This is a genomic window from Pseudomonas cerasi (assembly GCF_900074915.1).
GTDB classification, from domain to species: domain Bacteria; phylum Pseudomonadota; class Gammaproteobacteria; order Pseudomonadales; family Pseudomonadaceae; genus Aquipseudomonas; species Aquipseudomonas cerasi.
Genome location: NZ_LT222319.1, coordinates 2,972,654 through 2,999,643 on the forward strand (window position 1 = coordinate 2,972,654; position 26,990 = coordinate 2,999,643).

Consider the following 26,990-nt stretch of genomic DNA (forward strand, 5'->3'; position numbering starts at 1 on the left):
CACTAGTACAGCGAACCAGCAACGACCGGGCCAGACTTTGCCCCGGCCATTACTGAAGCGCGGCAGCGATTGAGAACACCGCAGTCTTTAAACCTCTGGAAACACTGGTTCTCCCAGATTGAGCATCAGCCGGTTCGCCCACGCGAATATCGAGATGGCGTGAATCAGGTCCAGCACCTGTGTATCGTCCAGCCCATGCTCGTACAGCGCCTGGATATGCCCGGCGTTGAGCGAGGCCGGTTCGAGTGTCAGGTCGATGGCGAACTGCACGATGGCTTTTTCACGCGCGGTCGTACCTGCCGTATGGGGGTCGGCAAATACCTGGGCGATAACATCATTGCGCTTGGCCAGTTGTTCGAAGCGTTGCGCGTGCACTGACGCGCAGTACACGCAGCGGTTGATCCGCGACACGACAGTGCTCGCCAGCTCCCGCTCGGCGCGCGACAGGCCACCCGGTGCATACATGATCGCGTTGAACGCCTGTGAGCGCTGACGAAGGATGTCAGGGTGATGTGCCAAGGTCAGATAGTAATCCGAGGTCTTGGCCTGCGGGTGGCTTTCTTCAAGCACCGCAACCTGCCCAGCGGTCGCGCTGTTCAGGTCCACGGTTGGCAGCCAGGCTTTCCAGCCTAGTACCTGATTGGTGAAACCTTCAATTTCAATCAGTTCGCTCATCAGGCTGCTCCGGCAGACTTTAACGCATCCAGCCCTGCGGCCAGACGCACTTGATAGGACAGGAATGCGATCAGTTGTGCCAGCACTACGATTTCAGCGGTGCTCAGGCCCTGATGTTGCAGCGCCTGCAGCGCGCTTTGATCGCCGTGTACCGGAGACTCGATCAAGGTCCGCGTGAAGCGCAGGATCGCCGCCAGACGTGGGTCTTCCAGCAGATCGATTCGGCTGGCGTCCACATCGGCCAGCACATTTGCCTCGGCGCCTGCCGTCTGCAACTGCGACAGGTAATACCCGCTCAGAGTCGGCTGCGCGCTCAGCAGCGTTGCGTAATACGCCACCCAAAGGCGTTCGCTCAGTGACAGGTTGTGTGCCAGTGCCGGGTCGAAAAACAAGTCCTGACTGCCCTGGGTTGCCAGGGCCACCTTGTCCCGCGCATGACGAACCGCGTGCAGCGGACTGCCGGGTGCAATGCCCAACAGGCTATCGAGGGTGTCCGGAGTCGTTGAATGTTCAGTGGTCGATGTCATGACAGGTCCTGCAATGCTGTGGTTGCATTCGCGCAGCCGCTGGCAAAAGCGGCGCGTTCATGAAAGAGAATCAAGGCTGCTCGGTGACCATGGTCGCTGCAGTGCGGTCGCTGACCAGCGGCTCGACCTTGAGGCCTTTGCGCGCTGCCCAGATGTTCTGGTAATGGAACAGCGGGATGATGCCGACGTCGTCACTGACAATCTGCACCGAGTCCTGGAGAATCTTGCGGCGCTTGGCCTCGTCGAACTCAGCGGTCGAATCAGCCAGGGCCTTGTCCACCAGCGGATTGCTGTAATGCCCCCAGTTGGAAGCGCCCTGCCCTTTGCTGCTGTCGACCGTGGTCAGAATATTGGTCAGGGCATACGCCGCCTCGCCGGTGCCATTGCCCCAGGCAATCACGCTGATCGCCAGTTCATTCTTGTTGGCCTTGCCCGCGTACACCGCCCACGGCAATACCTCCAGCTGGACCTTGACGCCGATCCGCGTCCAGAACTGCGCCACTGCCTGCATGACTTCCGGCGCTTGCGGGTAACGGTCGCCCGGTACGTGAACGGTCATTTGAAAGCCTTCGGGAAAGCCTGCCTGCGCCAACAGATCCTTGGCCTGTTTGACGTCATAGGGAATGTTCTTGATCTGCGGGTTGTAACCGAACGTATTGGCCGGCATCCATTGATTGGCTTCGGTAACGGTGCCCTGCATGATGCGTTCGTTGATGGCCGGGCGGTTGATGGCCAGGGACAGCGCCTTGCGCACCCGCACATCCAGCAGCGGGTTTTCGGCCAGCGGCTTGCCCGCGTTGTCGCGAATGAACTCGTTCGGGCCGGCGCGGAAACTCGGCTGAATGATCAGCGCACGCAGCCCCTGATAGGCGAAGACATTGACGTTCGGCGTTTTGCGCAGGCGCTCCACATCAGTAGGCGATACCTTGTCGATCACGTCGACATCGCCCGCCAGCAAGGCTGCAGTACGGTTGGCGGCGTTGGCGATGAAACGGAAATCAACCTTGTCCCAGGTCGGTTTGCCACCCCAGTAACTGTCATTGCGAGCGAATATCGTGCGATCACCCGGCACGAACGAGACAAACCGGTAAGGTCCGGTGCCAATCATCGCCTTGCCCGAGTTGTAATCGGCGCTGCTGGCTGCCGCACCGGCGTGGCGACTGACGATATAGATCGAATCGACGTCCGGCAGCAGATTGGCGTTGGGCGAACGGGTCTTGATGATCAGTGTGTGATCGTCCTTGGCCTTGACCGATTCCACGGTACGCATGGCCCCTGCGTAAGAGGCCACGCTGCCGGGTACGTTTCGCGCGCGCTCGAAGGAGAAGACCAGATCATCGGCGGTCAGCGGCGTGCCATCCTGCCATTTGACGTCATCACGCAGGGCGAACTCCCAGGTGGTGTCGTCCACGACCTTCCAGCTCTTGGCCAAGCCTGGCAGGGTCTTGTCATCACGGCGGCTGACCAGCGATTCGAAGGCATGCAACGCTACCGAACGGTCTCCGGCATAGTTATTGAGCTGTGGATCGAGGGACGAGACCGGGTCGGCATAGCCGATGCGCAAGTCCTGTGCCGTGACACTGCCGGCGGCCAGCAGCAGGGCCGACGCTAACAACGAACGAACGAGTGGTTTCATGGGTGATTCCTTGTACGCAATGGCAGAAGGTGACGGGTTTGAGGTGCCCGTTCAGCGTTGGTCATTCAGGTGACAGGCGCTCTGGTGATTCGGCGAAACCTCCCGCAGCGCTGGAACTTCCTCGCGACAGCGCGCCATGGCGTGCGGGCAGCGAGGGTGGAAATGACACCCGGCAGGCGGGTTAAGCGGGCTGGGGATTTCCCCTTGGATCGCGTCATAACGGGTACTGCGAATATCGAAGCGCGGGATCTGCGCCAGCAAAGCCTGGGTGTACGGGTGATTGGCCCGCGCGAACAGGTCATCGACCGATGCTGTCTCGACCACACGACCCAGGTACATCACGATGACGCGGTCGCAGAGGTGCTCGACGACGCCCAGGTCATGACTGATAAACAGATAGGTCAGGCCCAGTTCGTCACGCAGGTCCATGAACAGATTGAGGATCTGCGCCTGAATCGACACGTCCAGCGCTGCCACCGACTCGTCGCACACCAGCAGTTCCGGTTGCACCGCCAGCGCACGGGCAATCCCGATGCGCTGACGCTGGCCACCGCTGAACTGATGCGGATAGCGCTGACGCAATTGCGGGCTGAGCCCGGCACGCTGCAATTGCGCACTGACGTAATCATCTGCGCCCTTGCGGTCGGTCAGGCCGTGCAACAGCGCACCTTCGCCGACGATCCGGTCGACCCGCAGACGCGGGTTGAGGCTCGACGACGGGTCCTGAAAAATCATCTGCACTTTCAGGCGCAGCGCCTTGCGCTCACGTGTGGTCAGGCTGTCCAGCGGCCTGCCGTCCACCGACGTGGTGCCTGAAGAGACCGGCAGCAGCCCGGCAACCATGCGACCCAGGGTCGATTTGCCACAGCCTGACTCGCCCACCAGCCCGACCACTTCACCGCGCATGATGCGCAGATCGACACGATCCACCGCATGGGTCAGCGGTTTTGCACGGGTAAGGTGCAGCCGTTGCAGGAGCCCCTGAAGGGAGCGCTTATCCACGGCTTTGCCGAAGGTCTTGCTGACCTGATGCAGCTCGATGAGGGGAATCTGATCACTGGGCATCGGCCGCTCCTGGGTGAAAACAGCGAACCATCTGGCCCGGTCGTGCCTCGTGGGGTTGAGGCTCCTGCGCACAGACCTGCGAGGCTCCTGCGCACAGACCTGCGAGGCTCTGGGGCAACGCGCCGCGAAAGCACAACCGACCGGCATCGACAGCAGGTCGGGTGCCATGCCCGGGATCTGCCGCAGGCGCTGGCCGCGCTGGTTGCGACTTGGCAGGCTGTCGATCAGCCCTTGTGTGTAGGGGTGTTGCGGGCGATCCAGTACATCGGCGACCGAACCCTGCTCGACGATGCGTCCGGCGTACATCACCGCCACATCGTCAGCCAGCCCCGCGATCACGGAAAGATCATGGGTGATCCAGATCAGCGAGGTGCCCTGCTCGCGCACCAGCTTCTGCACTTCACTGAGAATCTGCGCCTGAATGGTCACATCCAGCGCCGTGGTCGGCTCATCGGCAATGATCAGGTCCGGTGCATGCAGCAGCGCGATGGCAATCGCCACCCGCTGGCGCATACCGCCAGACAACTGATGCGGATAGGCGCGCAGACGTTCTTCCGGGCTGGCGATGCCCATCAGCGCCAGCGTGCGGCTGGCATGTTCGCGGGCCTCGCGCTTGCTCAGCGGGCTGTGCGCACGTACGGCCTCGATCATTTGCGTGTCGACCCGCAGCACCGGATTGAGGGTCATCATCGGGTCCTGAAAGATCATCGCTACCCGGTTGCCCTGAATGTCACGCAGTTGCGAGGCAGACAGTCTGGTCAGATCGCGCCCCTTGAACAGCACCTGGCCGCCGCTGATGCGCCCAGGTTCATCGACAAGACCGAGGATCGAAAAGCCGGTGACCGACTTGCCCGAACCGGACTCACCCACCAGGCCCAGAATGCGTCCCGGCTGTACCCGCAGCGAAACGTTGCGCACCGCTGGCAGCACACCGGCGCGGGTATGAAACGAAGTGCACAGGTCGCGCACATCCAGGGTCGGCTGTTGGGCTGCGTCAGGTGCAGGCGACATTTCAGACACGCTCATCGCTGTAACCTCGGGTTCAGGACATCGCGCAAACGGTCACCGACCAGATTGATCGCAACGATAGTGATCAACAGCGCCAGGCCCGGAAACAGGCTGATCCAGTATTCATTGCTGAGCATGTATTGAAAGCCGTTGGCAATCAGCAGCCCCAGAGACGGCTCGGTGACCGGTACGCCCAGGCCGAGAAACGACAGGGTTGCTTCGAGCGTGATGGCGCGGGCGATCTGCAAGGCACCGATCACGATCAGCGGTGGCAGGCAATTGGGCAAAATGTGGCCAACCACAATACGCAGCGGCCCCACGCCCTGCCCGCGCGCCGCATCGACGTATTCACGGCGGCTTTCGGTCAGCGCCTGACCGCGTGCGGTGCGCGCGTAATAGGCCCATTCAAGCATTATCAGAGTCAGCATCACGTTGCCGACGCCCTTGCCCAGCCAGGCAAGAATCATCAGCGCCATGAGAATCACCGGGAACGACAGCAGCAGGTCGACCAGACGCATCAGCAAAGCATCGAGCCAACCGCCGACATATGCAGACACCAGCCCGAGCAGCGTACCGATCACTGCCGCAATCAACGCCGAGCCAATGCCGACCCACAGGCTGATGCGCAGGCCATAGATAATCGCCGAGACCAGATCGCGGCCCTGCCCGTCGGTACCCAGCCAATAAGTGTAACCGCTGTCCCCATTGAGGCTGCCAGGCGGCATGCGCGCGTCCATGACGTTAAGCTGCATCAGGTCGTAGGGGTTCTGCACCACAATCCACGGAGCCAGGGCTGCAACCAGCACAATGATCAGCAGCACCACCAGGCCCGTCACCGCCGTGGGCGAGCTGAAGAACTCGGTCAGCACTCGTCGCCAGGGTGACTGGGCCTGCAACAGCGTGCTGCCGATCGGGGCTTTTTCAATGACATTCATCGGGAGGCCTCGATGCGTACACGTGGGTCCAGCAAGTAATACAAGCCGTCGACGATCAGGTTGAGCACCACGAAAATCACCACGACCACCATCAGGTAAGCGACCACCACCGGGCGGTCAAGCATGTTGATGCTGTCGAGAATCAGCTTGCCGGCACCCGGCCAGGCGAAAATGCTTTCAGTCACCACGGCATAGGCGATGGTCGAGCCCAGTTCCATGGCCAGCACCGTCACCACCGGAATCATGGTGTTGCGCATGACGTGCATGCACATCACGCGCATCGGTGACAGGCCCTTGGCGCGGGCGAATTTGACGAATTCCTGGGGCAACACTTCGCGCACACCGGCTCGGGTCAGGCGCAGCACCAGGGAAATCTTGAACAACGCCAGGTTCAGCGCTGGCAACAGCAGGTGCTGCAAGCCGTCCAGCGTCAGCCATGACCATTGCACGCCCAGCCACTCACGGGTCTCGCCCCGACCGCTGGCCGGTAGCCAGCCCAAGGTGATGGAGAAGAGCATGATCATCATCAATGCGACCCAGAAAGCTGGTAGCGAGAAGCCGACAATGCTGGCGGCCATCATCAGCCGGGACAGCGGATGCTCGGGGTACATGCCGGCAAACATTCCCAGCGGCACACCGATGACCACTGCCAGAAACAAGGCACTGAACGCCAGTTCGAAGGTTGCAGGCAAACGCTGCAGAATCAGGCGCATGGCGTCCTCGTGATACACGAAGCTTTGCCCCAGATTGCCGTGAACCGCACCCTTGAGAAAAATCAGGTACTGCTGCCACAGCGGCTGGTCCAGCCCCAAATGCGCGATGGCCTGCAGACGCTCGGCCTGATTGAGGTCTTCACCCACCAGAATGTCCATCGGGTTGCCGATGGCATTGAGGCCGACGAACACCACCAGCGTCATCAACAGGATGACCAGCAATGATTGAGTCAGCCGACGCAGCGCCCAGCTGATCATTGGCGCAGCTCTGCAGCGCCTGGCTGGCTGGCGACCCACTCATCGCCCAGCAGCTCTGGCTCGGCGTAATCGAGCATGGTGTCGAAATGCAGGGCGATGTCCTCGTTGAACAACTGCCCGACCAGGGCATGGGCCAGACGTTTGGAGCCCTCGCTGATAGCAGGAATGTCCCCGGACACCGCGCCGTAGCTCAATGCTGCCGGATAACTGAAGCAGTGAATGTGGTTCAGCCCCGGGCAGGCGCCTGGGGTCTTCTCCTGAAATTCGAAGCAGTTGCCCAGATCCGGCAGCGCAGCCAGTTCGGCATCGGTTTCGCCGCTCGGTGCCTGGAAGCGATCCTGCCAGACGCGGATCTGCGCAGAGAATGGAGCAAATTCCGGGCGCTGCCGGAAGTCGGTGCGAAACCCGGTGGCAAATACCACGAAATCTGCTTCGATACGGGCCTTCGGCGTATTCAGCCAGACGCCTCCAGCAGCGCTCTCCTCGACGGAAAGCACCGGACTGTCGAGCATGAACCGCGCCTTGCCGGAAGCGGACACTCTGAGGGTACTGCCGCGCGGCGGTGGGACCTGCTGGGTATTGAGGTAGTGGCGAATGCGCCATTTCCAGACGTCGGGCAGGCGCCAGTAGCCATGGACCATACCGGGATTGCCGACACCCTTGCCTTTGTTGATGCGCGGCAGTTCGGCACGCCGGATCAGCAGATCGACCCGCGTTGCGCCAGCCTCCAGCGCCGTTGCAGCGCTGTCCATCGCCGAGGCGCCACCGCCGATGACCGCAATGCGTCTGCCGGCGAACCAGCTGTCCTGCAAACCCGCCGCCGAGTGTGTCCACAAGTGCTGCGGCAACTGCCGGGCAAAATCCGGCACCCAAGGACCGCCCAGACCGTCCCGACCCGTGGCGAGCACCACATGGCGGGCCAGCAGGAATTGCGTCTGCACCGGCGTGACGACATCCAGCTCAATCAGACCGTCCGTTCTGGGCGCTACCCGGCTTATGCGGTGCTCATTGCGTACGTCCAGGGCCAGCACCTTGCGATACCAGCGCAGGTACTCGGCCCATTGCAGACGTGGAATCTTGTCCAGCAACGCCCAGCCGTCGACGCCGAATTGCGCTTCGTACCAGGCGCGAAATGTCAGCGCTGGCAAGCCCAGCGCCGGCCCGGTCAACTGCTTTGGCGAGCGCAGGGTCTCCATCCGCGCGGTGGTGGCCCAGGGGCCTTCGAAACCTGCTGGTGACTGATCGAAAATGACCGCCGCTACGCCGAGGTTGCGCAGCTCTGCGGACAGCGCAAGACCGGCCATGCCTCCGCCGATGATCGCTACGTCGAGCACGGCCTGCCCTGCGCTGATCCTGGGCTTGACCCATGGCTTGGCGGGCAGATCCAGCCAGGCCAGATCCTGCTGCAAGCGAGCTTCCAGAGCGGCCAGGCCAGTGGGTGCGTTCACATCGGACATTGATCGGTACTCGAAAAAATGATCGGGCTACAAGCCCGAGCTTGATTCAAAGCACTTCAAGAATCATTCCAATATTGTTTTAAATGAATTCTTAAAGCCTTTGAATGCTTAATTCGAATAGTAAAAGCCGATTTTTATTCTCGCAACGCGCAAAAAAACATATTTATATTCCTAAATGGAATTTGAGCGAGCTTTGCGTGCCGAGAAACAAGGCGTTACGGAGGCTATTCATGGACGCGCTGCGTCCGGCTTTCAGTCTTGTGCGACGACAGGCGTTATTAGCAACCGGGCTTTAATGCCGTCTGCATGGCCCGCTCACTCGGCATAAATGCTCTGTAACAGGGCATCGTGCGCGCTGGCTTCGTGCATGATCATTTCCGGCAGCAGGATTTTTGCGCTGTCGGCAATTTCATCGATCAGCGCGCTCGCCACATCCGACAACGGGCTGGCGAAGGCTGAAATCAGCCCGAAGAAAAACGGAATGTTGCAGGCGATCGGTCTGACGACCAGGCCTTGTACCGGCACCCCCAGCGCTGTGAACGGATCGACCAGTGCAACGCCCAGCCCGACCCTGGCCATCTGCATGGCAATCAGCGACGTATTGGTGTCCAGCATGCGCGGCGGCTGACCACCCGCCTCCTGAAACGCCTTGTCGATGCGTCGACGAAAGCGATACGGGTTGGCCATGGTGATCAGCGTTTGCTGACGCAGCAGGTCCATCGACAGCACCTCATGAGCGGCCAGCGCCGAATCGGCTGGCAATACCGCCACACAAGGCGCCTCGCCGATCCAGTGGATTTCCAGACCACGATGCTCAAGCGGCAGGCTGACCGCGCCCAGGTCCATGGTTTTCGACAGGACAGCCTGAACCACGTTCTCCGGAGACATGCTCTGCAGCTGAATCTGTTGCGGACGCAGGTGCGCTGGCAGGCGCGACAATGCAGCAGGCAGCAGGCCAGCCGCCAGGGCCGAGATCGCCACCAGCTTGATCTGATGGTTCTCCTCCTGGGCAATGTGCTGCGCGCGCTGGCGGATGTTGCGCACCCCCAGCAGCGCACTCTCCACTTCGCCATACATCATGAATGCCTTGTGGGTAGGCGTGACCTTTGGCCCGCTGCGCTCGAACAACGCAAAGCCCAGTTCCTGCTCGAGCTCCTGAATGGCCCGGGTGACCGAGGGCTGAGATCGGCCGAGCATTTTCCCTGCCGCCGTGACACTGCCTGCCGACATGACTGCCGCGAAGGCTTCGAGCTGACGCAAATCCATAAGCATGCCTTGATCGATACACCGCCGATGAGGAAGCACGACGCTGTGCTCCCCGGTTCAAAGCGCGAAAGTCTACACGCTGGTAGCGCCTGACGTGAGCCAGCACCTCATCCGGCGATCATTACCCGGTTTCGGCCCTGCTGTTTGCCCATGTACAGCGACGTGTCGGCGCGATTGAGGGCCAACTGAAACGCCTCGCCCGTGGCGATGGTCGCCACAGCGACTGTGGCGCTGACGGCGATGATGCGCTCGTTGATCAGACCGGCCTCTTCGGCGATACGCCGCCAGATACGTTCTGCCGCGCGCAGTGCGTCTTCGGGCGTAGTGTCAGGCATGAGCACCAAAAATTCCTCGCCGCCCCAGCGCGCTGCCATATCACTGCTGCGCACGCTCGAACCGATGATCTCGGCGACCCGTTGCAGAACCACATCGCCGGTTTCATGCCCGTGGATATCATTGATCTGTTTGAAATGATCGATGTCGAGCAGGATCAACGAAGCCGACAGCCCCTGCCGTCGGGCTTCCAGCTCGCGTATGCGATGCAGCACTCGTCTGCGCGTATAAAGATTGGTCAGGCTGTCGCGGTTGGCGATATGAAACAGGCTCAGTTGCATCGACGAGGTGAAACGTACCGACAGTGCAGTGGCGTAAATCGACAGAGTGGTCGCAGAGAGTACGTTGACGATACCGAACGCATCGAGCACGTTCTGGCTGAGACCGGATCCCTGCCCCGTGTATCGGCGAAAGGCAAAGCAGCCCACCAGCGACAGCAGAATCGCCACGCTGTAGGCAATGCGTCTGATGACGTTCAGTTGAAACGTGAAGGCAATGACGGGAATCACGCAGAATATGTAGAAACTGAAGTTGCTTTCCCAGCCCAGCTGCCACGTCGCGAGCACGGCATGGCCGATGATCTCCAGGCACATCAGTTGTCCGGCTTGTCGATGCCGACGCCTGCGGATCAGGTAGATGCAGTTGACGTAAACCAGCGTGCTGACGATGTTCGCCATCCACATGATCTTCATGCCCAACCCCAGAAACACTGTCAGCCACACACAGTGAATGCCCAGAGCGACATAGACGATCGGGGTGATGTGTTTCCAGAACTGGATAGCCGTGTCCTTGAACAGCTGGGTGCGGTCTTCCGTCGGAAGGCTCATCATCACGTTATCTCGAAATGCAGGTGGAGTATGACCATCAGCGTAGGGGCGAGATCATGATGTATTGTCGGCCTGAACCGACGCCGCTTTATACAGCGACTGGATAATATATTTGTCTGCAGCGCCCGAACCCCGTGAATGCCGGAAGGACTCAAATGGACATCATTGAGACCGTGTAGTGCAATCCCGTGCCTGACTTTTTCATAGTCCGATGGCCGTCGGCAGCGTCCGGCAATATGCAGTGAGCTTGCACTCCGGGCAGCGTATGGCGGTTTTTCGTCGCTTTACGGTAGCGATCCTGATGCTCCGGAAATACTATCGGGAGCGGACCTTGTGTTGATCACGTATTGCTCATCAGCCCGCCAAGATGCAGGCAGCCCTGAATGATTCGGAAGGAAGCTTACCGATGGAACGTCTCACCGCAAAAGACTTTGCTCCTGAACTGCTTGAGCTTTATGACTACTACGCACACGGCAGGATCAATCGGCGCGAGTTTCTCGATCGTGCAGCGCTGTTCACCTTTGGCGGCCTGACCGCCAGTGCGCTGCTTGCCTCGCTGAGCCCCAACTATGCGCTGGCCGAACAGGTGGAATTCACCGACCCGGACATCATTGCCGAGTATGTCTCCTATCCTTCGCCCAAGGGGCATGGTCAGGTTCGCGGCTATCTGGTACGTCCGGCCAAAGCCGCCGGAAAAGTACCCGCAGTGGTTGTGGCACACGAGAATCGCGGCTTGAACCCTTACATCGAAGACGTGGCGCGCCGCGTTGCCAAAGCCGGTTTCATTGCGTTGGCACCTGACGGGCTGTCGTCGGTCGGCGGCTATCCGGGCAACGATGACAAGGGCCGTGAGCTGCAGCAGACGGTCAACCCGGAAAAGCTCATGAACGACTTCTTTGCCGCCATCGAGTGGCTGATGAAGCATGACGCGACCACCGGCAAGGTCGGCATCACCGGTTTCTGCTACGGCGGCGGTGTGGCCAATGCCGCGGCGGTTGCGTACCCGGAGCTGGGCGCTGCGGTGTCGTTCTACGGGCGTCAGCCCAATGCCGAAGACGTGGTGAAGATCAAGGCGCCGGTGATGATTCACTACGGCGAACTGGATACCCGCATCAACGAAGGCTGGCCGGCCTATGAAAAAGCCTTGAAAGCTGCGGGCAAGACGTACGAAACGTACATTTATCCGGGCGCCAATCATGGTTTTCATAACGACTCCACCCCACGTTACGACGAAGCCGCGGCCAAACTGGCCTGGGACCGCACATTGGGGTGGTTCAACAAGTACCTGGTCTAAGTTCTGGCCGAAGGGCGCGGCACAGATCTGTGACGCGCAGCATCACGCAAGGCATTCCCACGCAGGAGCGTGAGGAACGATAGTCCTGTAACTATCGTGCCCATGCTCCGCGTGGGCATGCCGTTCTGGACGCTCTGCGTCCTCTCTATAGTGCCCTCACCCGTTCCAGCAGTACCTGTAGTGGATGCTGCACCACTTTGCCATCCTGGCGCTTGACCTGGCTGCGGCATGAGTAGCCATCGGCGACCAGTCGACCTTCACCGCCATGCCGCGCCACCAGTGGCTGCCAGGACTGACGATAGATGATGTCGCTGGTTTTCGCGTTTCGGGTTTCATGCCCATAGGTGCCGGACATACCGCAGCAGCCGCTGGCCAGCACTTCCAGCTTGAGCCCGGCGCGGGCGAAGGCTTTCTGCCAGAGGCCGACACTGGCGGGTTCGTTGGTCTTTTCAGTGCAATGCGGCAGGAAGTAGTACGTCTCTTCCGATGCCCCATCACGCCCTTCCTCGACCGTGGACGCCAGCCATTCCTGCGGCAGCATGACCTCGGGTACATTCTCGCTGCCCAGCGTCTTGCTGTACTCCTGGCGGTAAACCAGGGTCATGGCCGGGTCCAGACCGATCAGCGGGATGCCGTACCCGGCCAGCTTGCCCAGCGACTGGCTGTTGAAACCGGCAGCCTTCTCGAACGCCTGCAGAAAACCCTGCACCTGCAGCGGCTTGCCATTGGGCGCAAACGGTGCGAGGTAGACCTGATAACCGAGACGCGAAATCAGCTCCAGCCAGTCTGCCGCCAACGGGGTTTCGAAGTATCGGGTGAATGCATCCTGAACCAGCACCACCGTGAGCTTGCGCTCCTCCTCGCTCAACGCGGCCAGGCGCTGCGGCGTAGCGATGCCGACATTCCAGCGAGCGCAGGCCGCACGGAAATCGGTCAGGCTCAATAACGGGCTGTCGACCATACCGGCTACATGCTCAAGCAGGTAACGCACCGGCCTTGCGCCCATGATCGCGTTATACAGCTTCGGAAAGCGCGCCAGGTGCGGAATGCTGAACTCCAGCGAGCCAATCAGGTAATCCTTGATCGGGCGCAGGTAGCGACTGTGGTACAGCTCGAGAAAGCGCGAACGGAACTCGGGCACGTTGACCTTCACCGGGCACTGTCCCGCGCAGGACTTGCAGGCCAGGCAACCGGCCATGGCGTCGTAGACTTCATGGGAGAAATCCTTCTGCCCCGCAACTCTGGCGACGCTGTTGACGGTTCGCTCGGCAAGGCTTTTCAGCACATTGGCACTGCGCGCCCTGGCGCTGGCGGTGAGGACATTGACGTCCTGCTCGCCTTGCAGACGCAGCCATTCCCTGACCAGCGAAGCGCGGCCCTTGGGTGAGTGAATACGATCACGGGTGGCTTTCCACGACGGGCACATGGCATCGTCGGTGTCATAGTTGTAACAGGCGCCGTTGCCATTGCAGTGCAGCGCGCTGTCGTAGCTTTGCCAGACGCGTTCATCGATCGTGCGATCCAGGTCACCGCGCAACGTCACTTCATCCACCAGCGTCAAGCGTGATTCCGGCACCGTCGCAGGCGTGGCGATCTTGCCGGGGTTCAGCTGGTTGAACGGGTCGCAGGCAGCCTTAAGGGCCTGCAATGCGGGATACAACTCGCCGAAATATTCAGGCACGTATTGCGAACGCAAGCCCTTGCCATGCTCGCCCCAGAGCAGCCCGCCATAGCGTTTTGTCAGCGCGGCGACGGCGTCGGAGATTGGCCGAATCAACGCCGCCTGCGCGGGGTCCTTCATGTCCAGAATCGGTCGCACGTGGAGCACGCCGGCGTCCACATGGCCAAACATGCCGTATTGCAGCCCGTAACTGTCCAGCAGCGCACGGAACTCCTGAATGTAGTCGGCGAGATTTTCCGGAGGCACGGCAGTGTCTTCGACGAACGGCTGCGGCCTCGCTTCACCCTTGACGTTGCCGAGCAGCCCCACCGAGCGCTTGCGCATGGTGTAGACGCGGTTCACTGCTGCACTGCCAGCCGCCAGCGTGTGGCCGAGGCGCACCACCGATGTGTCAGTCTGCAAGTGCGCAACGAACGCATGAACGCGCTGCTCAACCTCACTCAACTCATCGCCGCTGAATTCGATCAGGTTGATGCCCAGCGTCGGCGTCGCAGGGTCCTGGGGGAAATACTCGGCGACGCCATGCCAGACGATATCCTGCATGGCCAGCATCAGCACCTTGGAGTCCACGGTCTCGATGGACAGCGGCTTGTGCGCCATCAAGGCCTTGGCGTCCCGCAGGGCGTCCATGAAACCGGCATAACGAACGTTGACCAGAATCGAATGTTTGGGGATCGGCAGGACGTTGAGTCGGGCCTCGACGATAAACCCCAGTGAACCTTCGGAACCGCAGAGTACGCTGTTGAGGTTGAAGCGGCCGTCTTCCTCGCGCAGGTGCGCCAGATCGTAGCCGGTCAGGCAGCGGTTGAGCGGCGGAAAGACATCCTTGATCAGTTGTGCCTGCGTATCGGCGATCTGCTGCGCGCAACGATAAACGTCGCCCGCGCGGTCGACGCGTGCCTGCTCGCTGGCCAGTTGTTCGACATTCAGCGCATGGCTGTTGACGTACGAACCGCCCAGCAACACCGTGGACAGTTCAAGGACGTGGTCACGAGTCTTGCCGTAGGTGCAACTGCCCTGCCCGCTGGCATCGGTGTTGATCATGCCGCCAATCGTGGCGCGGTTGGAAGTCGACAGTTCCGGCGCGAAAAACAGCCCGTGCGGCTTGAGCGCGGCATTGAGCTGGTCCTTGACCACACCGGTCTGCACGCGCACCCAACGTTCCTCGACGTTGATCTCAAGAATAGCGTTCATGTGCCGCGACAGGTCGACCACCACGCCGTCGGTCAGCGACTGTCCGTTGGTCCCGGTGCCGCCGCCACGCGGGGTCAACACCACCTGTTTGTGCTCGGGCCGCGCCGCCAGCCGGGCGACGATTGCGACGTCATAGCTGTCCATCGGGAACACGGCAGCCTGCGGCAGGCGCTGGTAGATGGAGTTGTCAGTGGCCAGTACGGTGCGCGAACCGTGGTCACGGGCTATTTCGCCACGAAAGCCGCCCTCCGCCAGGGCATTGAGGAAACGGTCATAGTGACCGACCTGCTCAGAAGTCGGTTTCAACAGCGCAATCATGGGTGGTGTTCCTCGCTAGGCGTTTTATATGCAAAGCACGTATGCTTCGAAACGCTCGAATGCATGGCGTTATCAACGGTTAGCGTGATTCTCCGGCCTGTCATGCTTCAGTGCAAACGTAAAACCTGCCGTTTTTCCATGAGCTTTATGAATGAACACCCGAAGACTGACGCCCTCCATGTCGCTGCTGCTTGCCTTCGAGGCAGCCGCCCGGCATGGCAGCTTCACCAAGGCCGCAGATGAACTGGCCCTGACCCAGAGCGCCGTCAGCCGGCAGGTGCAGGCGCTGGAGGCACAACTGGAAGTCGAGTTGTTCAAGCGCGATGGCAGACGCATCGAGCTGACCACCGCAGGCGCGCTGTATCAGCATGAGCTGGCTGCCGCGCTGGGCCGCATCCGCAGTGCGACCCTGCAAACCATCGCGCACAAGGCCGAAGGCGGCACACTGCATCTGGCCGTGCTGCCCACCTTCGGCTCGAAGTGGCTGTTGCCACGCATGAATGACTTTTACACCCGGCATCCGGGCTATGTGGTGCACATCCATTCACGCATCGTGCATGCCGACCTGACGCCCGCGGCCAGCGAAATGAACGCGATCATCTGTGCCGGCAACGGCAACTGGCCCGGTTACATCGCTCATCCGCTGGTCAGTGAAAAACTGGTGGTCATTGCCAGCCCGGCAGCCCTTGCCGGCTACCAGTCGATGACTCCGGCGCAGGTGGCCCAGCATGCGTTGCTGAGCGTGGTGTCGCGGCCCAATGCCTGGTCGGACTGGTTCGACAGTAATCGGCTGGACCACCACATCATGCGCCCCGGCCCGAGTTTCGAACTGACCTCGCACCTGATCCAGGCCGTCGCGGCCGGCATTGGTATCGCACTGGTGCCGCGCATTCTGGTGCAGGACGAAATCCACAGCGGCGAACTGGTCACCCTGTTCGAGCCTCTGGACAGCGGACGCAATTACTATCTGGCCTACGCCACGCGCTTTCAGAACCTGCCCTCGCTGTGTGTGTTCAGGGACTGGCTGCTGGCGACGCCGTTTCCCGACCCTTTGTAAAACCTGCCCGCAACAGGAGCCACTGTGCGTATCGAGCCCCTTCCGCCGCTGCAGAACTTGATCGCTTTCGAAGCTGCCGTCCGGCATGGCAGCTTCACGCGTGCCGCCACCGAACTGAACCTGACTCAGAGCGCGATCAGCCGTCAGGTCGCGCAACTGGAGGAATTTCTCGGCCGCGCGCTGTTTCGTCGCGAGCACAAGCGCATTCATCTGACGGTCGCCGGGCAGATTTACGCCGAGCAGATCCAGCGCGTACTGACCCTGTGCGCCGAGGCCACCGCACAGGTGATCACTCACAGCGGTGATCAGCAACTGACCCTGGCCTGCTCCAGTGGCGTGGCGGCCTTGTGGCTGGGGCCTTTGCTGGGACGTTATCGCGATGCCTTTCCGGCCGTGGATATCCGACTGCGCGTGGTCGATGGGCTGGATTCGCTGATTCGCGCTGAATTCGATCTGGCGCTGTATTTCTGCGTGAAGTCTCACCGGCAGGTCTCGACAGCCGTCTGCTGTTCGCCGAATCGGTCAACGCCTATTGCTCGCCCGACTACCTCGGCGGGCGCCTGCTGGAGCCCGCGCAACTGCTGGATCATTGCCTGCTGATGCTCGAAGACGGCCAGCGTCAATGGCTGTCCTGGGGTGACTGGTTCGGCCGCCAGGGTGTCGATGCCTCGCTGATCCGCAAGCGCATGACCGTGAACCTGTATCCGGTGCTGGTCGATCTGGCGGTCGCCGGGCATGGCATCGTGCTCGGCTGGCAGCCGATGATCGACCGCCACGTACAGTCCGGCGCGCTGGTGCCCGCGTGCCGCAAAAGCGTCGGCGCAGTAGGCGGCTATTATCTGCTGACACCCAACGACAAGACGCCTCGGCGTGCCGCGCGTGCCTTCGAGAAATGGCTGGCAGACGAAATAGCCACACTGGCTCCACCGCTCTGAATCCTGCATGCGTTTCGCGCATGCAAATCTGCGTAATAAGCGTTTTGTTAAAATCGGCCCAGCGCCTACTCTCGACTGAAACGGGCAAAAAGACCTGACTCGGCCGCACTCACACACACCCTGCCCCTCAATCAATGCAACCGATGCAGGGGGTTTCCCTGCGTGTATCGCATGCAGGAGCCTATCCAGTGAGCACACCACTATCCTCTGCTTCACGCACCCATGAACAAAAGGCACGCCGCGCGGTGGTTGCCACGGTCATCGGCAATGGCCTTGAATGGTTTGACTTCACGGTCTACAGCTTCTTCTCGGTGATCATCGCCAAGGTGTTCTTCCCCACCGGCAGCGAACTGACCTCTTATCTGCTGGCGCTGGCGACCTTCGGGGTCGGCTTCTTCATGCGTCCGGTGGGTGGCATTGTGCTGGGCATCTACAGCGACAAGCGCGGGCGCAAGGCGGCATTGTCGCTGACCATCCTGCTGATGGCGCTGGGGACACTGATCATCGGGCTGACACCCGGCTTTGCGCAGATCGGCTATCTGGCACCCCTGCTGATTGTCCTGGCGCGTCTGCTGCAAGGCTTCTCTGCCGGTGGCGAGATGGGCAGCGCCACGGCTTTTCTCACCGAGCATGCGCCTGAGGGCAAAAAAGCCTTCTACTCCAGCTGGATTCAGGCCAGCATCGGCGTCGCGGTACTGCTGGGTTCCGCGCTGGGCGCGGTGCTGTCCAGTTACCTGACCCAGGCACAGCTCGAAAGCTGGGGTTGGCGGGTGCCGTTTCTGATCGGCACGCTGATCGGGCCGGTCGGCTTCTATATTCGCAGCCGGGTTGACGAGACACCTGCCTACAAGGCTGCAAAACCGGTCGAATCGCCGCTGCGCGAAGTGATCAAGACCTACCCGCGACAGACCCTGATCAGCTTTTCGCTGGTCGTGCTGTGGACCGTCTGCACCTATGCCATCCTGTTTTACATCCCCTCCTACGCCCAGCGCGTGCTCGGCCTGCCGTCATGGATAGGCTTCAGCGCCGGCATGATGGGCGGCGCGGTACTGATCGTCGCCACACCGATTGTCGGCGCCCTGGCCGACCGCAGCGGGCATCGCCCGTGGCTGCTGGGCTCGGCCATTGCCATCTTCCTCAGCGCCTACCCGATGTTTCTGTTCATCAACCAGATGCCGGGGCTGTTTTCACTATTGATCTTCGAGCTGGTGCTCGGCCTGCTGATTTCCGCTTACATCGGCTCGATCCTCGCAGCCTTCGGTGAATTGCTGCCAACCCACGTGCTGTCCACCGGGCTTTCGGTGGCCTACAACTTCGCCGTCACGATCTTCGGCGGGTTTGCCACCTTTACCATCACCTGGCTGATTGCCTCGACCGGCAGCAACCTGGCGCCGGCCTTTTACATCATGTTCGCCGCCATCGTCAGCGGTATTGGCGCACTGCTTTATCGCGACCGTGCGCCCGCGGCTCACCCCCCCTTGTCTGGAGCTTACCAATGAGTACCACTGAACCCACACGCCTGATCCTGCGCAACGGCCGCCTGCTGGACGTGCAACGCGGGCAATTGATTTCGGGCCAGGAGGTCGTGATCGAGGGTGAGCGCATTGTCGAAGTACGTGCCGAGGGTGAACCGGCCCCGGCTGGCGCTCAGGTCATCGATCTGGGTGGCAGAACACTGATGCCCGGCCTGATCGACTGCCATGTGCACGTGCTGGCTTCCAACGCCAACCTGGGCATGAACGCCCTGCAACCCAACGCAATCATCATGTACCGCGCCTTGCCGATTCTGGCGGCGATGCTCGACCGTGGTTTTACCACCGTGCGCGATGCCGGGGGCGCTGACTGGGCACTGGCCCGTTCGATTCAGATGGGGCTGATTCCCGGCCCGCGCATCTTCGCATCGGGCAAGGCACTGTCGCAGACCGGCGGCCATGGCGACATGCGCGCACGCGGCGAATTGCTGCTCAACGAGCCCTGCTCCTGTTGCTTCCGCGCCGGGGCCATCGCCCGCGTGGTGGATGGCGTCGACAACGTGCGCCTGGCGGTGCGCGAGGAGCTGCAGCAAGGCGCCAACCAGATCAAGATCATGGCCTCGGGCGGTGTGTCCTCGCCAACCGACCCGATTGCCAACACCCAATACAGCGAAGCTGAAATCCGCGCCATCATCGACGAGGCCGCCGCCGCGAACACCTACGTCATGGCGCATGCCTACACCGCTCGGGCGATTCGCCGTGCCATCGAGTGCGGTGTCAGAACCATCGAACATGGCAACCTGGTCGATGCCGACACCGCGCGGCTGATGGCCGAAAAAGGCGCGTTTGCGGTGCCCACCCAGGTCACTTACGAAATGCTCGCTGAATACGGCGAACGCTTCGGGCTGCCGGCTGACTCTGTCGCCAAAATCGAGGATGTGCGTCAGGCCGGGCGCAATGCCCTGCTGCTGTTCGCCGAAGCGGGTGTACCGATGGGCTATGGCTCGGATTTGCTGGGGGAAATGCATGAGTACCAGACTCATGAATTGAAGATTCGCGCCGAACTGCTGGGTAATCTGGCAGCGCTGCGCAGTGCCACAAGCGTGGCAGCGCAGATCCTTCAGCGCGAAGGCGAACTGGGCTGTATCGCCGCCGGCGCGATCGCCGATCTGCTGGTGGTGGATGGCGACCCGCTGAGCGATATCAGTTGCCTGGTCGGTCAGGGCGAACATCTGGCAATGATTGTCCAGGGCGGTCATGTGCGCAAGAACACCCTGGTCTGACGCCTGGTCAGTGCGCGTTGTGGTCCCAGATCCAGTTCCACACACCGGGCAAGCTGACAGGCTCGCCCGCCTCCTTGACCGTCCTGGCCAGTGCTGCGCGCTGCAACTGCGCACTGTCGTCGTAGAACGGCTTGTCGGCGAGCCTTACGCCAGTCTGCCCGGCACTGTCGACCAGAATCTGCAGGTACTCCCGCGCATGCCGCGCGGTGTAGCGGTTCAGGTCGTGGAAGGTCACCACCACCGGAATCACGCCATCCACCGCAGGCAGCTCTCCGGCGGCGATGCGTTCGCGCACCTGCGAGAGCTGGCTGACCATGTTGGAACGGCGGCGCAGGCTGAAGTTATACCCCCAGATCTTGCCGTCATTGGCACTCAGGTCAGTGAGCAGTACCTGCAGATGGTGGCGCTGATAGGCGCTGAACGTGCGTTTGTCGTAGTTCCAGAACGGCGGACGCAACAAGGTGGTCGGCACACCTGTGATAGAGGCGATGATCGCGCAGCCCTGGGTCAGGGATTGCTCCAGTTCCTCATCGCTCAGTGAACGGTGGTTAGTGTGGTGCGGCGTGGCGGTGTGAAAGCCCAGCAGGTGCCCTTCTTCATGCTGACGGCGCATGATCGCCCGGCCCTGATCACTGTTACCCGCACCGGTTGCGCCGGTCTGCACGAAGAACACCGCCTTGATGCCCGGCTGCAGCGGATTGTCGGCCAGGCTGTCGAGCACGGTGATGCTGGGGTTATAGAACGTCGAGGCGCTCGGGCCATCGTCGAAGGTCAGCAGAAAGCGCACCGGTGGCTGTTGCTGCAGCTGCGCGGCGGTTTTCGCGGTCAGCGGGATCGGCGCGCTGATGCAGGCCGACAGGCTTGCAGCGATGGCCAGTACGCAAAAAGCCTTGAGCACGAACTTAATCACGATGGGGAATCCTGTGGCCGGTCTGCTGAAGCGCCCGCATGATCATCCACAGGCGCGGCAAACACAATCACTGCCGCCCGAAGTTTATCGGCACCGAAACAACTCATGCGATTGAAGTCGGCATGGCTTACCGGCATATGTTGGCAGTCAATGGCTTGCCGATGCAGGCTGTGATCAATATCGGGATCGTGCAGGTAGACGAAATCGCTGTCGCAATCGGTGACCATCACCCAGTGCGGTGCCTTGGAACGGGTCAGGCGGTAACTGCTGATCAGCACCAGCGGTTTGCCGCCCTCGGCCAGCAAGCGCGGCAGGTTCAATGAGCGGTTGGGCAGCGTCTCTACACCGCAGGTTCGCAGCTCATGACAGAACTGCTCATGAACCAGGCGAATCACCTGTTTCTTGTTGTCGCTGCGCACGCCGCCCAGAAACAGCGGGCCCGAGACCGACACCAGCAACTTCACGGCAAAGCCCCGTCGCCGGGCAGCCAGCGCCAGCCCCTGAGGACTGCAGCCGCCGTGGCCGGAGGTCATAAACACGGTGGTCGCCTCGCGCCAGATCTGCAGCTCTTCGGCACGCCCCATCGAACGCGCAGGTTGCAGGGCTTTCATGGCCATCAACAGACAGGCCGGGCCGCAGGTGAACTCCAGAGTCTGCTGGTAGTAAGGCACTGAGCGACTGTCCAGCCGGGCGTGCTCAACGATACGTTTCTCGTAGCGCAAGGCCGGGGCATGGTCCTGGTAATAGTCGTCGACCTGAGCGAAACGCCGGTAACCATTGCGTTCGTACAGCCCAATAGCCGCGTGGTTATCAGGGCGCACCTCAAGGCGCAGGTAAGCGCAGTCGCGGCCCACGGCCTTCTGCTCGGCACGTTGCAACAACTGCTTGCCCAGCCCCTTGCCCCGCGCCGCATTGGCAATCGCCAGCGAATACAAACGCCCCAGCGAGGTGCCCCGATGAAACAGTACCAGCGCATAGCCGGTGAGCTGTCCGGCCTGCTCGGCGACGATCAGGCTGGCATTGGCGCGGCGAATCATCCAGTGAAAGCTGCGCTCGGTCAGACGGTCGCCGTCAAAACACTGGTTCTCCAGAAGCAGCAAATCATCGACATCGGTTTCAACTGCATCTCGAAATATAAAGTCCATCTCCACCGCCGTAAAAGTTGTGTAACGAAACGGGACATTTCAAAAAGCACATGCTTAATAGAAAGGACTTGTTTCCCATCGGATCGATTACACATGTCAGCGGCACAGGTGAAGATGAACGAAGTATCTGCGCAACTTGCGCTTTCAGCAACAACCCGACGAGCAGACCCCACAACACTCTTTGCAGCGCAGAGGCAACTGGTGATTATTGTCGAACGGCTCGAAGACTGGGCATCGTACTTCCCCAGCGAAGACTTGATCAGCGCCCAGGACTATCTGGAAAAACCGCTGAAATCCACCGCAGGCAAGCGTGTGCAAGTCATCAACCTGTGCCGCAGCTACAAATACCTGGGCCATGGTTATTACTGTTCCCTGCTGGCCGAAGCGCGCCAGCACAATGTCATTCCCTCGGTAAAGACCATCAGCGAATTGACCCGCAAGTCACTCTACGGCCTGGCACTCGATGACCTGGACAAGTTGCTGGAGACCGCACTTGAGGACCATCCCTATGACGACACCGAAGGGTTTACCCTGACACTGTACTTCGGTCAGACCACACTTGAGCCGTTGAAGGATCTCGCCCGTCAATTGTTTGAAGTCTTCCCCTGCCCGATCCTGATGGTGGAGTTTCGCAAGCGCGACAATTGGCACATTGCCGGTATCAAGGCCGGAGCTCTGCCGCGTCTGCGCGAGGATCAGCAGGATGAGTTCGCCACGGCGCTGGAGGGCTTCAGCCGCAACGTCTGGCGCCAGCCCAGTTCGCGGCGCATGGCCCGCTACGACCTGGCGATTCTGCATGATCCGCAGGAACAGCTGCCGCCTTCCAACCCTGAGGCGCTGGCCAATTTCATCCGCGTCGGTCAGCGTCTGGGCATCGATGTCGAGCTGATCGAAAAAAAAGACTACGCCCGATTGGCCGAGTACGACGCGCTGCTGATTCGTGAAACCACCAGCGTTGACAACCACACCTATCGCTTTGCCAAGAAAGCCGAAAGCGAGGGGCTGGTGGTCATGGATGACTCCACCTCGATACTGCGCTGCACCAACAAGGTGTACCTGACCGACCTGCTCAAAAGCCATGATCTGGGCATGCCGCGAACGGAAATCCTCTACAAGGACCGCCCGGAAGAACTGCAACACGTGGCCACACGCCTGAGTTTCCCGCTGGTATTGAAGATTCCCGATGGCTGTTTTTCCAGAGGCGTGATCAAGGTCAGCACACCCGAGGAAATGCACACGGCAACGACCCAGCTGTTCGAGCACTCGGTATTGCTGCTGGCTCAGGAGTTTTTCTACACCGAGTACGACTGGCGCATCGGTATTCTCAATCGCAAACCGATATTCGCCTGCCAGTACTTCATGTCCAAGGGGCATTGGCAGATCTACAACCACAAGGCGATCGGTGCCGAGGTGATTGGCGAATGCCGCACGCTGGCGGTGCACGAAGCGCCGCGCGCCGTGGTCGAACTGGCGCTCAAGACCGCCAATCTGATTGGTGACGGCTTGTATGGCGTGGACTTGAAACAGTCAGGCGATCACGTGGTGGTGATCGAGGTCAACGACAACCCGAACCTGGATGCCGGCATCGAAGACGCTTATCTGCAGGATGATCTTTACAGCCTGGTGCTGGAAGAGTTCGTCCGCCGTCTGGAGCTCAAGCGCCTCGGTCAGGCATGGTGAAACGATGATTCAGGGCCTGAAACTCGACAACAACCAGTTGCTGGCATGTGATCCGCAAAAGGCTCAGGTGCTGTGGTTCAGCAAACCGGATGCCGGGGAACGCAGATTATTGCTGGAGCGATTTCACCTTGATGAGCATGCCGTTGCCTCGGCACTCGACCCGGACGAAATTTCGCGCATCGAGTTTCACCCTGATGCGTTGTTCGTCATCTGGAAACGTCCCGAGAACTATTCGGGCAAGGACAGCTTCTCGTTCGACGTTTCGTCCTTTGGCGTGCTGTTGAGCCGGGACCAGCTGGTGCTGATCTGCGATGACGAGCAACCCTTGAGCGCGCTGGGGGCTCACCGCCCGTTGGACCAGCCGCTGGATATCCTTCTGGAGCTGCTGCTCAACAATATTCATCACTATCTGGGCCATTTGAAAGTCATCAAGATGGTCGCCCGGGAATTGCAGCAGAAATTCAACTCTTCCCTGGAAAACCGCCATTTGCTGCAGATGTTCAACCTCAGCGAAAGTCTGGTGTATTACATCAATGCCATCCACAGCAACGGTGCGGTCCTGACGCGTCTGCGCAACCATGCGCAAGGCCGGCAATACGCAGCCGACAGCCTGGCGCTGATCGACGACATGATCATCGAGAACGATCAGTGCTACAAACAGGCCGAGATCTATTCCACGGTGTTCGCCGGGTTGATGGATGCGCGAGGCAATCTGGTCAATAACAGCACCAACACCCTGCTGCGCAAACTGACCTTGATCAATGTGGTGTTTTTGCCGTTGAACCTGATTGCCGGGATCGGCGGCATGTCGGAATTCAGCATGATGACCGCCCCGCTGCACTGGTGGGTGGCTTACCCGGCACTGCTGCTGGCCATGCTCGGGCTGGGGGCGGTGATGGTCTGGGGGCTGCGCAAGATGGCTCGCGCGGCCTGAGCGGTTATTTTTCCCAGTCAGCCTTGGCAATCTGCAAGCCATGCAGACCGTTATACGCCGCACGTTCGGGAGACTGCCAACCCTCCAGCAACGCGGCGTCGAGGTCGTAGATTTCGACGCCCAGCGGCCGGCAAACGCTTAACGGGTCCTGCGCGTCAGGCCCCCACATCGGCAGTGACAGGTCGCTACGCAGCAACTAATGGCTGATACAAAAAACTCAAAATTTCTTGACTGTAGTCAAATTATTCTGACAAAAATTACAAATCGACAGACAAAGTAGTCAAATCATTGCCAAAGGGAACTGTGACATAAATTGTGCCATCTTCCATAAGCCAAGGACATATCTGGAAAGTCCACAAAATGCGTTCGGCATGCCGGCTAAGTGCAAAAACATTTGTAGTCGTGAACCGACCATCTGTGTCGTACAGACTCCGAAGCTCGCGCCCAAAAAGTTCTAGCCAAAGATTTAACTCAAAAACTTCTAAGTCGGCCAACAATTTCGACCCAGGAAGAAATTCAGACTCAGGCAGACCGTCTCTATGACCCAACCATTCAGCCGCATGAGTCAAAAAAAACGATAATTGAGGCAGTGCTGCATTCAGCAACATTTCGACATCATTACTTACTCGATACGCCATCCTTGCTGCATAAATTTCTTTCTTGGCAGAAACGTAACTATCTTTAACTAATACAGCATAGTCCTCACCAGCATTTGGATCAAAAAACGCACTTTTTCTTGCGCAAAAATAACTGCTCGGCGCAGCTGATACGCTGGAAAACAGCATTTTACTTAGCTCATCTATTTCTGCCCCACAATCAACTTCAAGAAGAGACTCATAGAAACTTGCATGCAACACCTCAGAAAGCTTAACTAGCAACAGATGAATTGAATATACCAAGTCCTCTTCTTTGTCAGAGAGTAAAAAATAAGCAATTGAAGCATCAAGAACCAAATGGACTTTTACTTCACCTTCACGGAGCACTCTTACAGACTTGGCAACCGGTCGCCCATAATTTCTTGACCGAGTTCTACTTACTAACCCGGCCCCTCGTTCAAGCTCTAAAATTGCCGAGGGGTAATCCAGCGAAAAAGTAATACCCTCAAGTGCAGGAATCGGAATATCCTGACCCAGCTCACGGATAATAGTTTGTAAAATGCTACCCACATCGCTAGCCATTCCAGCATCACCGAAATCCCTGAAAGTCAATGAGAAAGAACTTGAAACACCATTTGTCGTTTGTAGAAATTTGGAAAAGGGAGGAACATCGTGATTTCTCCCATGCTCGGTATGCCGAAAGCTAGAAACAGCCTCTTTAACAGCAGCATCAATTGTGCTGGCCGATCTTTGCCCTATATATTGGGAAAGCTCACTTCCATCTTCGTGTCGACGGGAAATAAAAAACTATCGCTACAAATTGCGCTCGCAATATTAATAGCCTTTATATCTATAGAATCAAAATTATCAGCCCGACCTATAAGCAACCTATTATGACTTATAGGAAAAACCACAAGATCAATATTTTTCGTGCCATTCAAAAGCAGAGGTGAAAGCTCCTTACCTGCTACGCGGGCAAGCGCTACACAATCAGGAAGTACAGCTCCGACTACCTCTTGAACACACCAAGACAACTTTGACAGCTCGTCCTCCCAAACAGTCTGCTTTGTTGCTTCCAGTATTTTGTTATGCGCATCTCGAATCTGTTCTCGTACAGGCAAAAAAAGATCTTTTAATACCTGAGTAATAGTTGAATTTTGTTCTTCAAAAAAATTTTCGAAATTTTCACGAACTCTAAACTCAAGCATGCGACGCAATAACGGCGCCGGCATGGGAAGCTCTTCAACATTCAATGTGCAAAGAGCCTCGTCAATCATTTTTTTTAGCTCTGCACTTCCACCTGAATCATCTAGATTAATATGCCTACGAATTACATCTGAATCAGTAATTATAGGCATAGCTGCATCAAAAGACTTCACTGCACCTTGCTCAAGCAGCGATCGCAAGTGAGCAGTCCTAAGCACTAAATGCACCGTAAGGCGAGCAGCCACCTTTGAGTCTACAGCTTCGCCTTCCCGAGTATTTTTAAAACTCGAGAACTCATGCAAAATATCCACCTCAATCTCAGTGATTATATCATCTAAAGTTTTCGCACCATCACCTTGAATCTTTGAATAGAAACTTTCACTTACTCCAATATCTTTAGTCGCCACTAGCAGAGCTGGCGTATTGCGTCGATGCAACCAAGTTCGCTTGGCCTTGTGATCGGGATCGTCTAAAAAGCCAGACTGCAAAAATCGTGGAATATAGTGCTGACGTTTTCCGGCCATAGCATTTAACCCCCTTCATGAGTAAATAACTCTATCATGACACTAAAGCGACAAAAATTAC

The 26,990-nt window shown here is 59.2% G+C and carries 20 protein-coding genes and 3 pseudogenes; 7 read left to right on the forward strand and 16 right to left on the reverse strand.

The features are described from left to right. Window positions 1–87: 87 nt before the first annotated feature. The 10 genes and pseudogenes from PCPL58_RS15735 to PCPL58_RS15780 all read right to left on the reverse strand — a co-directional run bounded on the left by PCPL58_RS15735 (window position 88) and on the right by PCPL58_RS15780 (window position 10,703). On the reverse strand, window positions 88–675 hold the full coding sequence (locus PCPL58_RS15735) for a peroxidase-related enzyme (RefSeq protein WP_065349858.1): 588 nt from the start codon (window positions 673–675) through the stop codon (window positions 88–90). Further along, complete coding sequence (locus PCPL58_RS15740; protein ID WP_003369572.1) at window positions 675–1,202, reverse strand: CMD domain-containing protein; 528 nt, start codon at window positions 1,200–1,202, stop codon at window positions 675–677. The genes PCPL58_RS15735 and PCPL58_RS15740 overlap by 1 nt, the downstream gene beginning before the upstream one ends. 70 nt (window positions 1,203–1,272) lie before the next feature. Further along, window positions 1,273–2,838, reverse strand: a complete 1,566-nt coding sequence (locus PCPL58_RS15745) for an ABC transporter substrate-binding protein (RefSeq protein WP_065349859.1) — start codon at window positions 2,836–2,838, stop codon at window positions 1,273–1,275. A 51-nt stretch (window positions 2,839–2,889) separates the two neighbouring features. Further along, window positions 2,890–3,903 carry an ABC transporter ATP-binding protein gene (locus PCPL58_RS15750; protein ID WP_060707739.1) on the reverse strand — a complete coding sequence of 338 codons (1,014 nt, stop codon included), beginning with the start codon at window positions 3,901–3,903 and terminating at the stop codon, window positions 2,890–2,892. Next, window positions 3,893–4,929, reverse strand: a pseudogene (locus PCPL58_RS15755) (ABC transporter ATP-binding protein). Before PCPL58_RS15755 ends, PCPL58_RS15750 begins: the two are co-directional and overlap by 11 nt. Then, complete coding sequence (locus PCPL58_RS15760; protein WP_065349860.1) at window positions 4,926–5,846, reverse strand: ABC transporter permease; 921 nt, start codon at window positions 5,844–5,846, stop codon at window positions 4,926–4,928. The pseudogene PCPL58_RS15755 and the gene PCPL58_RS15760 overlap by 4 nt, the downstream one beginning before the upstream one ends. After that, window positions 5,843–6,817 carry an ABC transporter permease gene (locus PCPL58_RS15765; protein WP_065349861.1) on the reverse strand — a complete coding sequence of 325 codons (975 nt, stop codon included), beginning with the start codon at window positions 6,815–6,817 and terminating at the stop codon, window positions 5,843–5,845. Before PCPL58_RS15765 ends, PCPL58_RS15760 begins: the two co-directional genes overlap by 4 nt. Then, on the reverse strand, window positions 6,814–8,274 hold the full coding sequence (locus PCPL58_RS15770) for an NAD(P)-binding domain-containing protein (RefSeq protein ID WP_065349862.1): 1,461 nt from the start codon (window positions 8,272–8,274) through the stop codon (window positions 6,814–6,816). Before PCPL58_RS15770 ends, PCPL58_RS15765 begins: the two co-directional genes overlap by 4 nt. 315 nt (window positions 8,275–8,589) lie before the next feature. Then, window positions 8,590–9,540 carry a LysR family transcriptional regulator gene (locus tag PCPL58_RS15775; RefSeq protein WP_054081445.1) on the reverse strand — a complete coding sequence of 317 codons (951 nt, stop codon included), beginning with the start codon at window positions 9,538–9,540 and terminating at the stop codon, window positions 8,590–8,592. A 107-nt stretch (window positions 9,541–9,647) separates the two neighbouring features. Beyond that, on the reverse strand, window positions 9,648–10,703 hold the full coding sequence (locus PCPL58_RS15780; protein WP_065349863.1) for a GGDEF domain-containing protein: 1,056 nt from the start codon (window positions 10,701–10,703) through the stop codon (window positions 9,648–9,650). 403 nt (window positions 10,704–11,106) lie between these two features. On the opposite strand from PCPL58_RS15780, the gene yghX reads away from it, so the two are divergent. Next, window positions 11,107–11,994: a YghX family hydrolase gene (gene yghX / locus PCPL58_RS15785; protein WP_003416575.1), complete on the forward strand. Its 888-nt coding sequence runs from the start codon at window positions 11,107–11,109 to the stop codon at window positions 11,992–11,994. A gap of 145 nt (window positions 11,995–12,139) precedes the next feature. On the opposite strand, the gene ydiJ is transcribed toward yghX, so the two are convergent. Beyond that, the gene (gene ydiJ / locus PCPL58_RS15790) at window positions 12,140–15,187 is read right to left on the reverse strand and encodes a D-2-hydroxyglutarate dehydrogenase YdiJ (protein ID WP_065349864.1); all 3,048 of its coding nucleotides are present in this window, start codon (window positions 15,185–15,187) and stop codon (window positions 12,140–12,142) included. A gap of 151 nt (window positions 15,188–15,338) precedes the next feature. On the opposite strand from ydiJ, the gene PCPL58_RS15795 reads away from it, so the two are divergent. The 4 genes and pseudogenes from PCPL58_RS15795 (at window position 15,339) to PCPL58_RS15810 (ending at window position 19,934) form a co-directional block, all read left to right on the forward strand. After that, on the forward strand, window positions 15,339–16,244 hold the full coding sequence (locus PCPL58_RS15795; protein ID WP_003369550.1) for a LysR substrate-binding domain-containing protein: 906 nt from the start codon (window positions 15,339–15,341) through the stop codon (window positions 16,242–16,244). Window positions 16,245–16,268: 24 nt separating this feature from the next. Continuing rightward, window positions 16,269–17,179: pseudogene (locus tag PCPL58_RS15800) on the forward strand (LysR substrate-binding domain-containing protein). A gap of 188 nt (window positions 17,180–17,367) precedes the next feature. Then, complete coding sequence (locus PCPL58_RS15805; protein ID WP_065349865.1) at window positions 17,368–18,678, forward strand: MFS transporter; 1,311 nt, start codon at window positions 17,368–17,370, stop codon at window positions 18,676–18,678. Beyond that, window positions 18,675–19,934, forward strand: a complete 1,260-nt coding sequence (locus PCPL58_RS15810) for a metal-dependent hydrolase family protein (protein WP_065349866.1) — start codon at window positions 18,675–18,677, stop codon at window positions 19,932–19,934. The genes PCPL58_RS15805 and PCPL58_RS15810 overlap by 4 nt, the downstream gene beginning before the upstream one ends. A 7-nt stretch (window positions 19,935–19,941) precedes the next feature. Here the strand turns inward: PCPL58_RS15810 and PCPL58_RS15815 are convergent, their stop codons facing one another. After that, window positions 19,942–20,844, reverse strand: coding sequence for a polysaccharide deacetylase family protein (locus tag PCPL58_RS15815; RefSeq protein ID WP_003434061.1), 903 nt, complete (start codon window positions 20,842–20,844; stop codon window positions 19,942–19,944). Continuing rightward, entirely contained in the window at window positions 20,841–21,989 is a 1,149-nt protein-coding gene (locus PCPL58_RS15820) for a GNAT family N-acetyltransferase/peptidase C39 family protein (protein WP_065349867.1), read from the reverse strand. Before PCPL58_RS15820 ends, PCPL58_RS15815 begins: the two co-directional genes overlap by 4 nt. Window positions 21,990–22,082: 93 nt before the next feature. Between PCPL58_RS15820 and PCPL58_RS15825 the strand changes: the two genes are divergently transcribed. Together PCPL58_RS15825 and PCPL58_RS15830 are read left to right on the forward strand one after the other, a co-directional pair. Next, a complete protein-coding gene (locus tag PCPL58_RS15825; protein WP_065349868.1) occupies window positions 22,083–23,669 on the forward strand; it encodes a RimK family protein in 1,587 nt (528 codons plus the stop codon). Between the two features lie 4 nt (window positions 23,670–23,673). Next, window positions 23,674–24,603 (forward strand): magnesium transporter CorA family protein, encoded by a 930-nt coding sequence (locus tag PCPL58_RS15830; RefSeq protein WP_065349869.1) that lies wholly within the window; start codon window positions 23,674–23,676, stop codon window positions 24,601–24,603. A gap of 4 nt (window positions 24,604–24,607) precedes the next feature. Here PCPL58_RS15830 and PCPL58_RS15835 read toward each other — a convergent pair. From PCPL58_RS15835 to PCPL58_RS15845, 3 genes and pseudogenes are all read right to left on the reverse strand, one after another. Then, window positions 24,608–24,787 (reverse strand): annotated as a pseudogene (locus PCPL58_RS15835) (hypothetical protein); the annotation flags it as partial. Between the two features lie 73 nt (window positions 24,788–24,860). Continuing rightward, window positions 24,861–25,781, reverse strand: coding sequence for a hypothetical protein (locus tag PCPL58_RS30945; RefSeq protein WP_157893909.1), 921 nt, complete (start codon window positions 25,779–25,781; stop codon window positions 24,861–24,863). A gap of 173 nt (window positions 25,782–25,954) precedes the next feature. Beyond that, window positions 25,955–26,929 (reverse strand): hypothetical protein, encoded by a 975-nt coding sequence (locus tag PCPL58_RS15845; RefSeq protein WP_065349872.1) that lies wholly within the window; start codon window positions 26,927–26,929, stop codon window positions 25,955–25,957. Window positions 26,930–26,990: the final 61 nt, after the last annotated feature.

Coding starts and splice junctions, on each gene's coding strand:
- PCPL58_RS15745 (WP_065349859.1), bottom strand. CDS start 2,838: ATGAAACCACTCGTTCGTTCGTTGTTAGCGTCGGCCCTGCTGCTGGCC.
- PCPL58_RS15740 (WP_003369572.1), bottom strand. CDS start 1,202: ATGACATCGACCACTGAACATTCAACGACTCCGGACACCCTCGATAGC.
- PCPL58_RS15750 (WP_060707739.1), bottom strand. CDS start 3,903: ATGCCCAGTGATCAGATTCCCCTCATCGAGCTGCATCAGGTCAGCAAG.
- PCPL58_RS15760 (WP_065349860.1), bottom strand. CDS start 5,846: ATGAATGTCATTGAAAAAGCCCCGATCGGCAGCACGCTGTTGCAGGCC.
- PCPL58_RS15780 (WP_065349863.1), bottom strand. CDS start 10,703: ATGATGAGCCTTCCGACGGAAGACCGCACCCAGCTGTTCAAGGACACG.
- PCPL58_RS15810 (WP_065349866.1), top strand. CDS start 18,675: ATGAGTACCACTGAACCCACACGCCTGATCCTGCGCAACGGCCGCCTG.
- PCPL58_RS15770 (WP_065349862.1), bottom strand. CDS start 8,274: ATGTCCGATGTGAACGCACCCACTGGCCTGGCCGCTCTGGAAGCTCGC.
- PCPL58_RS15825 (WP_065349868.1), top strand. CDS start 22,083: ATGTCAGCGGCACAGGTGAAGATGAACGAAGTATCTGCGCAACTTGCG.
- PCPL58_RS30945 (WP_157893909.1), bottom strand. CDS start 25,781: ATGGCTAGCGATGTGGGTAGCATTTTACAAACTATTATCCGTGAGCTG.
- PCPL58_RS15820 (WP_065349867.1), bottom strand. CDS start 21,989: ATGGACTTTATATTTCGAGATGCAGTTGAAACCGATGTCGATGATTTG.
- ydiJ (WP_065349864.1), bottom strand. CDS start 15,187: ATGATTGCGCTGTTGAAACCGACTTCTGAGCAGGTCGGTCACTATGAC.
- PCPL58_RS15765 (WP_065349861.1), bottom strand. CDS start 6,817: ATGATCAGCTGGGCGCTGCGTCGGCTGACTCAATCATTGCTGGTCATC.
- PCPL58_RS15830 (WP_065349869.1), top strand. CDS start 23,674: ATGATTCAGGGCCTGAAACTCGACAACAACCAGTTGCTGGCATGTGAT.
- yghX (WP_003416575.1), top strand. CDS start 11,107: ATGGAACGTCTCACCGCAAAAGACTTTGCTCCTGAACTGCTTGAGCTT.
- PCPL58_RS15845 (WP_065349872.1), bottom strand. CDS start 26,929: ATGGCCGGAAAACGTCAGCACTATATTCCACGATTTTTGCAGTCTGGC.
- PCPL58_RS15775 (WP_054081445.1), bottom strand. CDS start 9,540: ATGGATTTGCGTCAGCTCGAAGCCTTCGCGGCAGTCATGTCGGCAGGC.
- PCPL58_RS15735 (WP_065349858.1), bottom strand. CDS start 675: ATGAGCGAACTGATTGAAATTGAAGGTTTCACCAATCAGGTACTAGGC.
- PCPL58_RS15795 (WP_003369550.1), top strand. CDS start 15,339: ATGAACACCCGAAGACTGACGCCCTCCATGTCGCTGCTGCTTGCCTTC.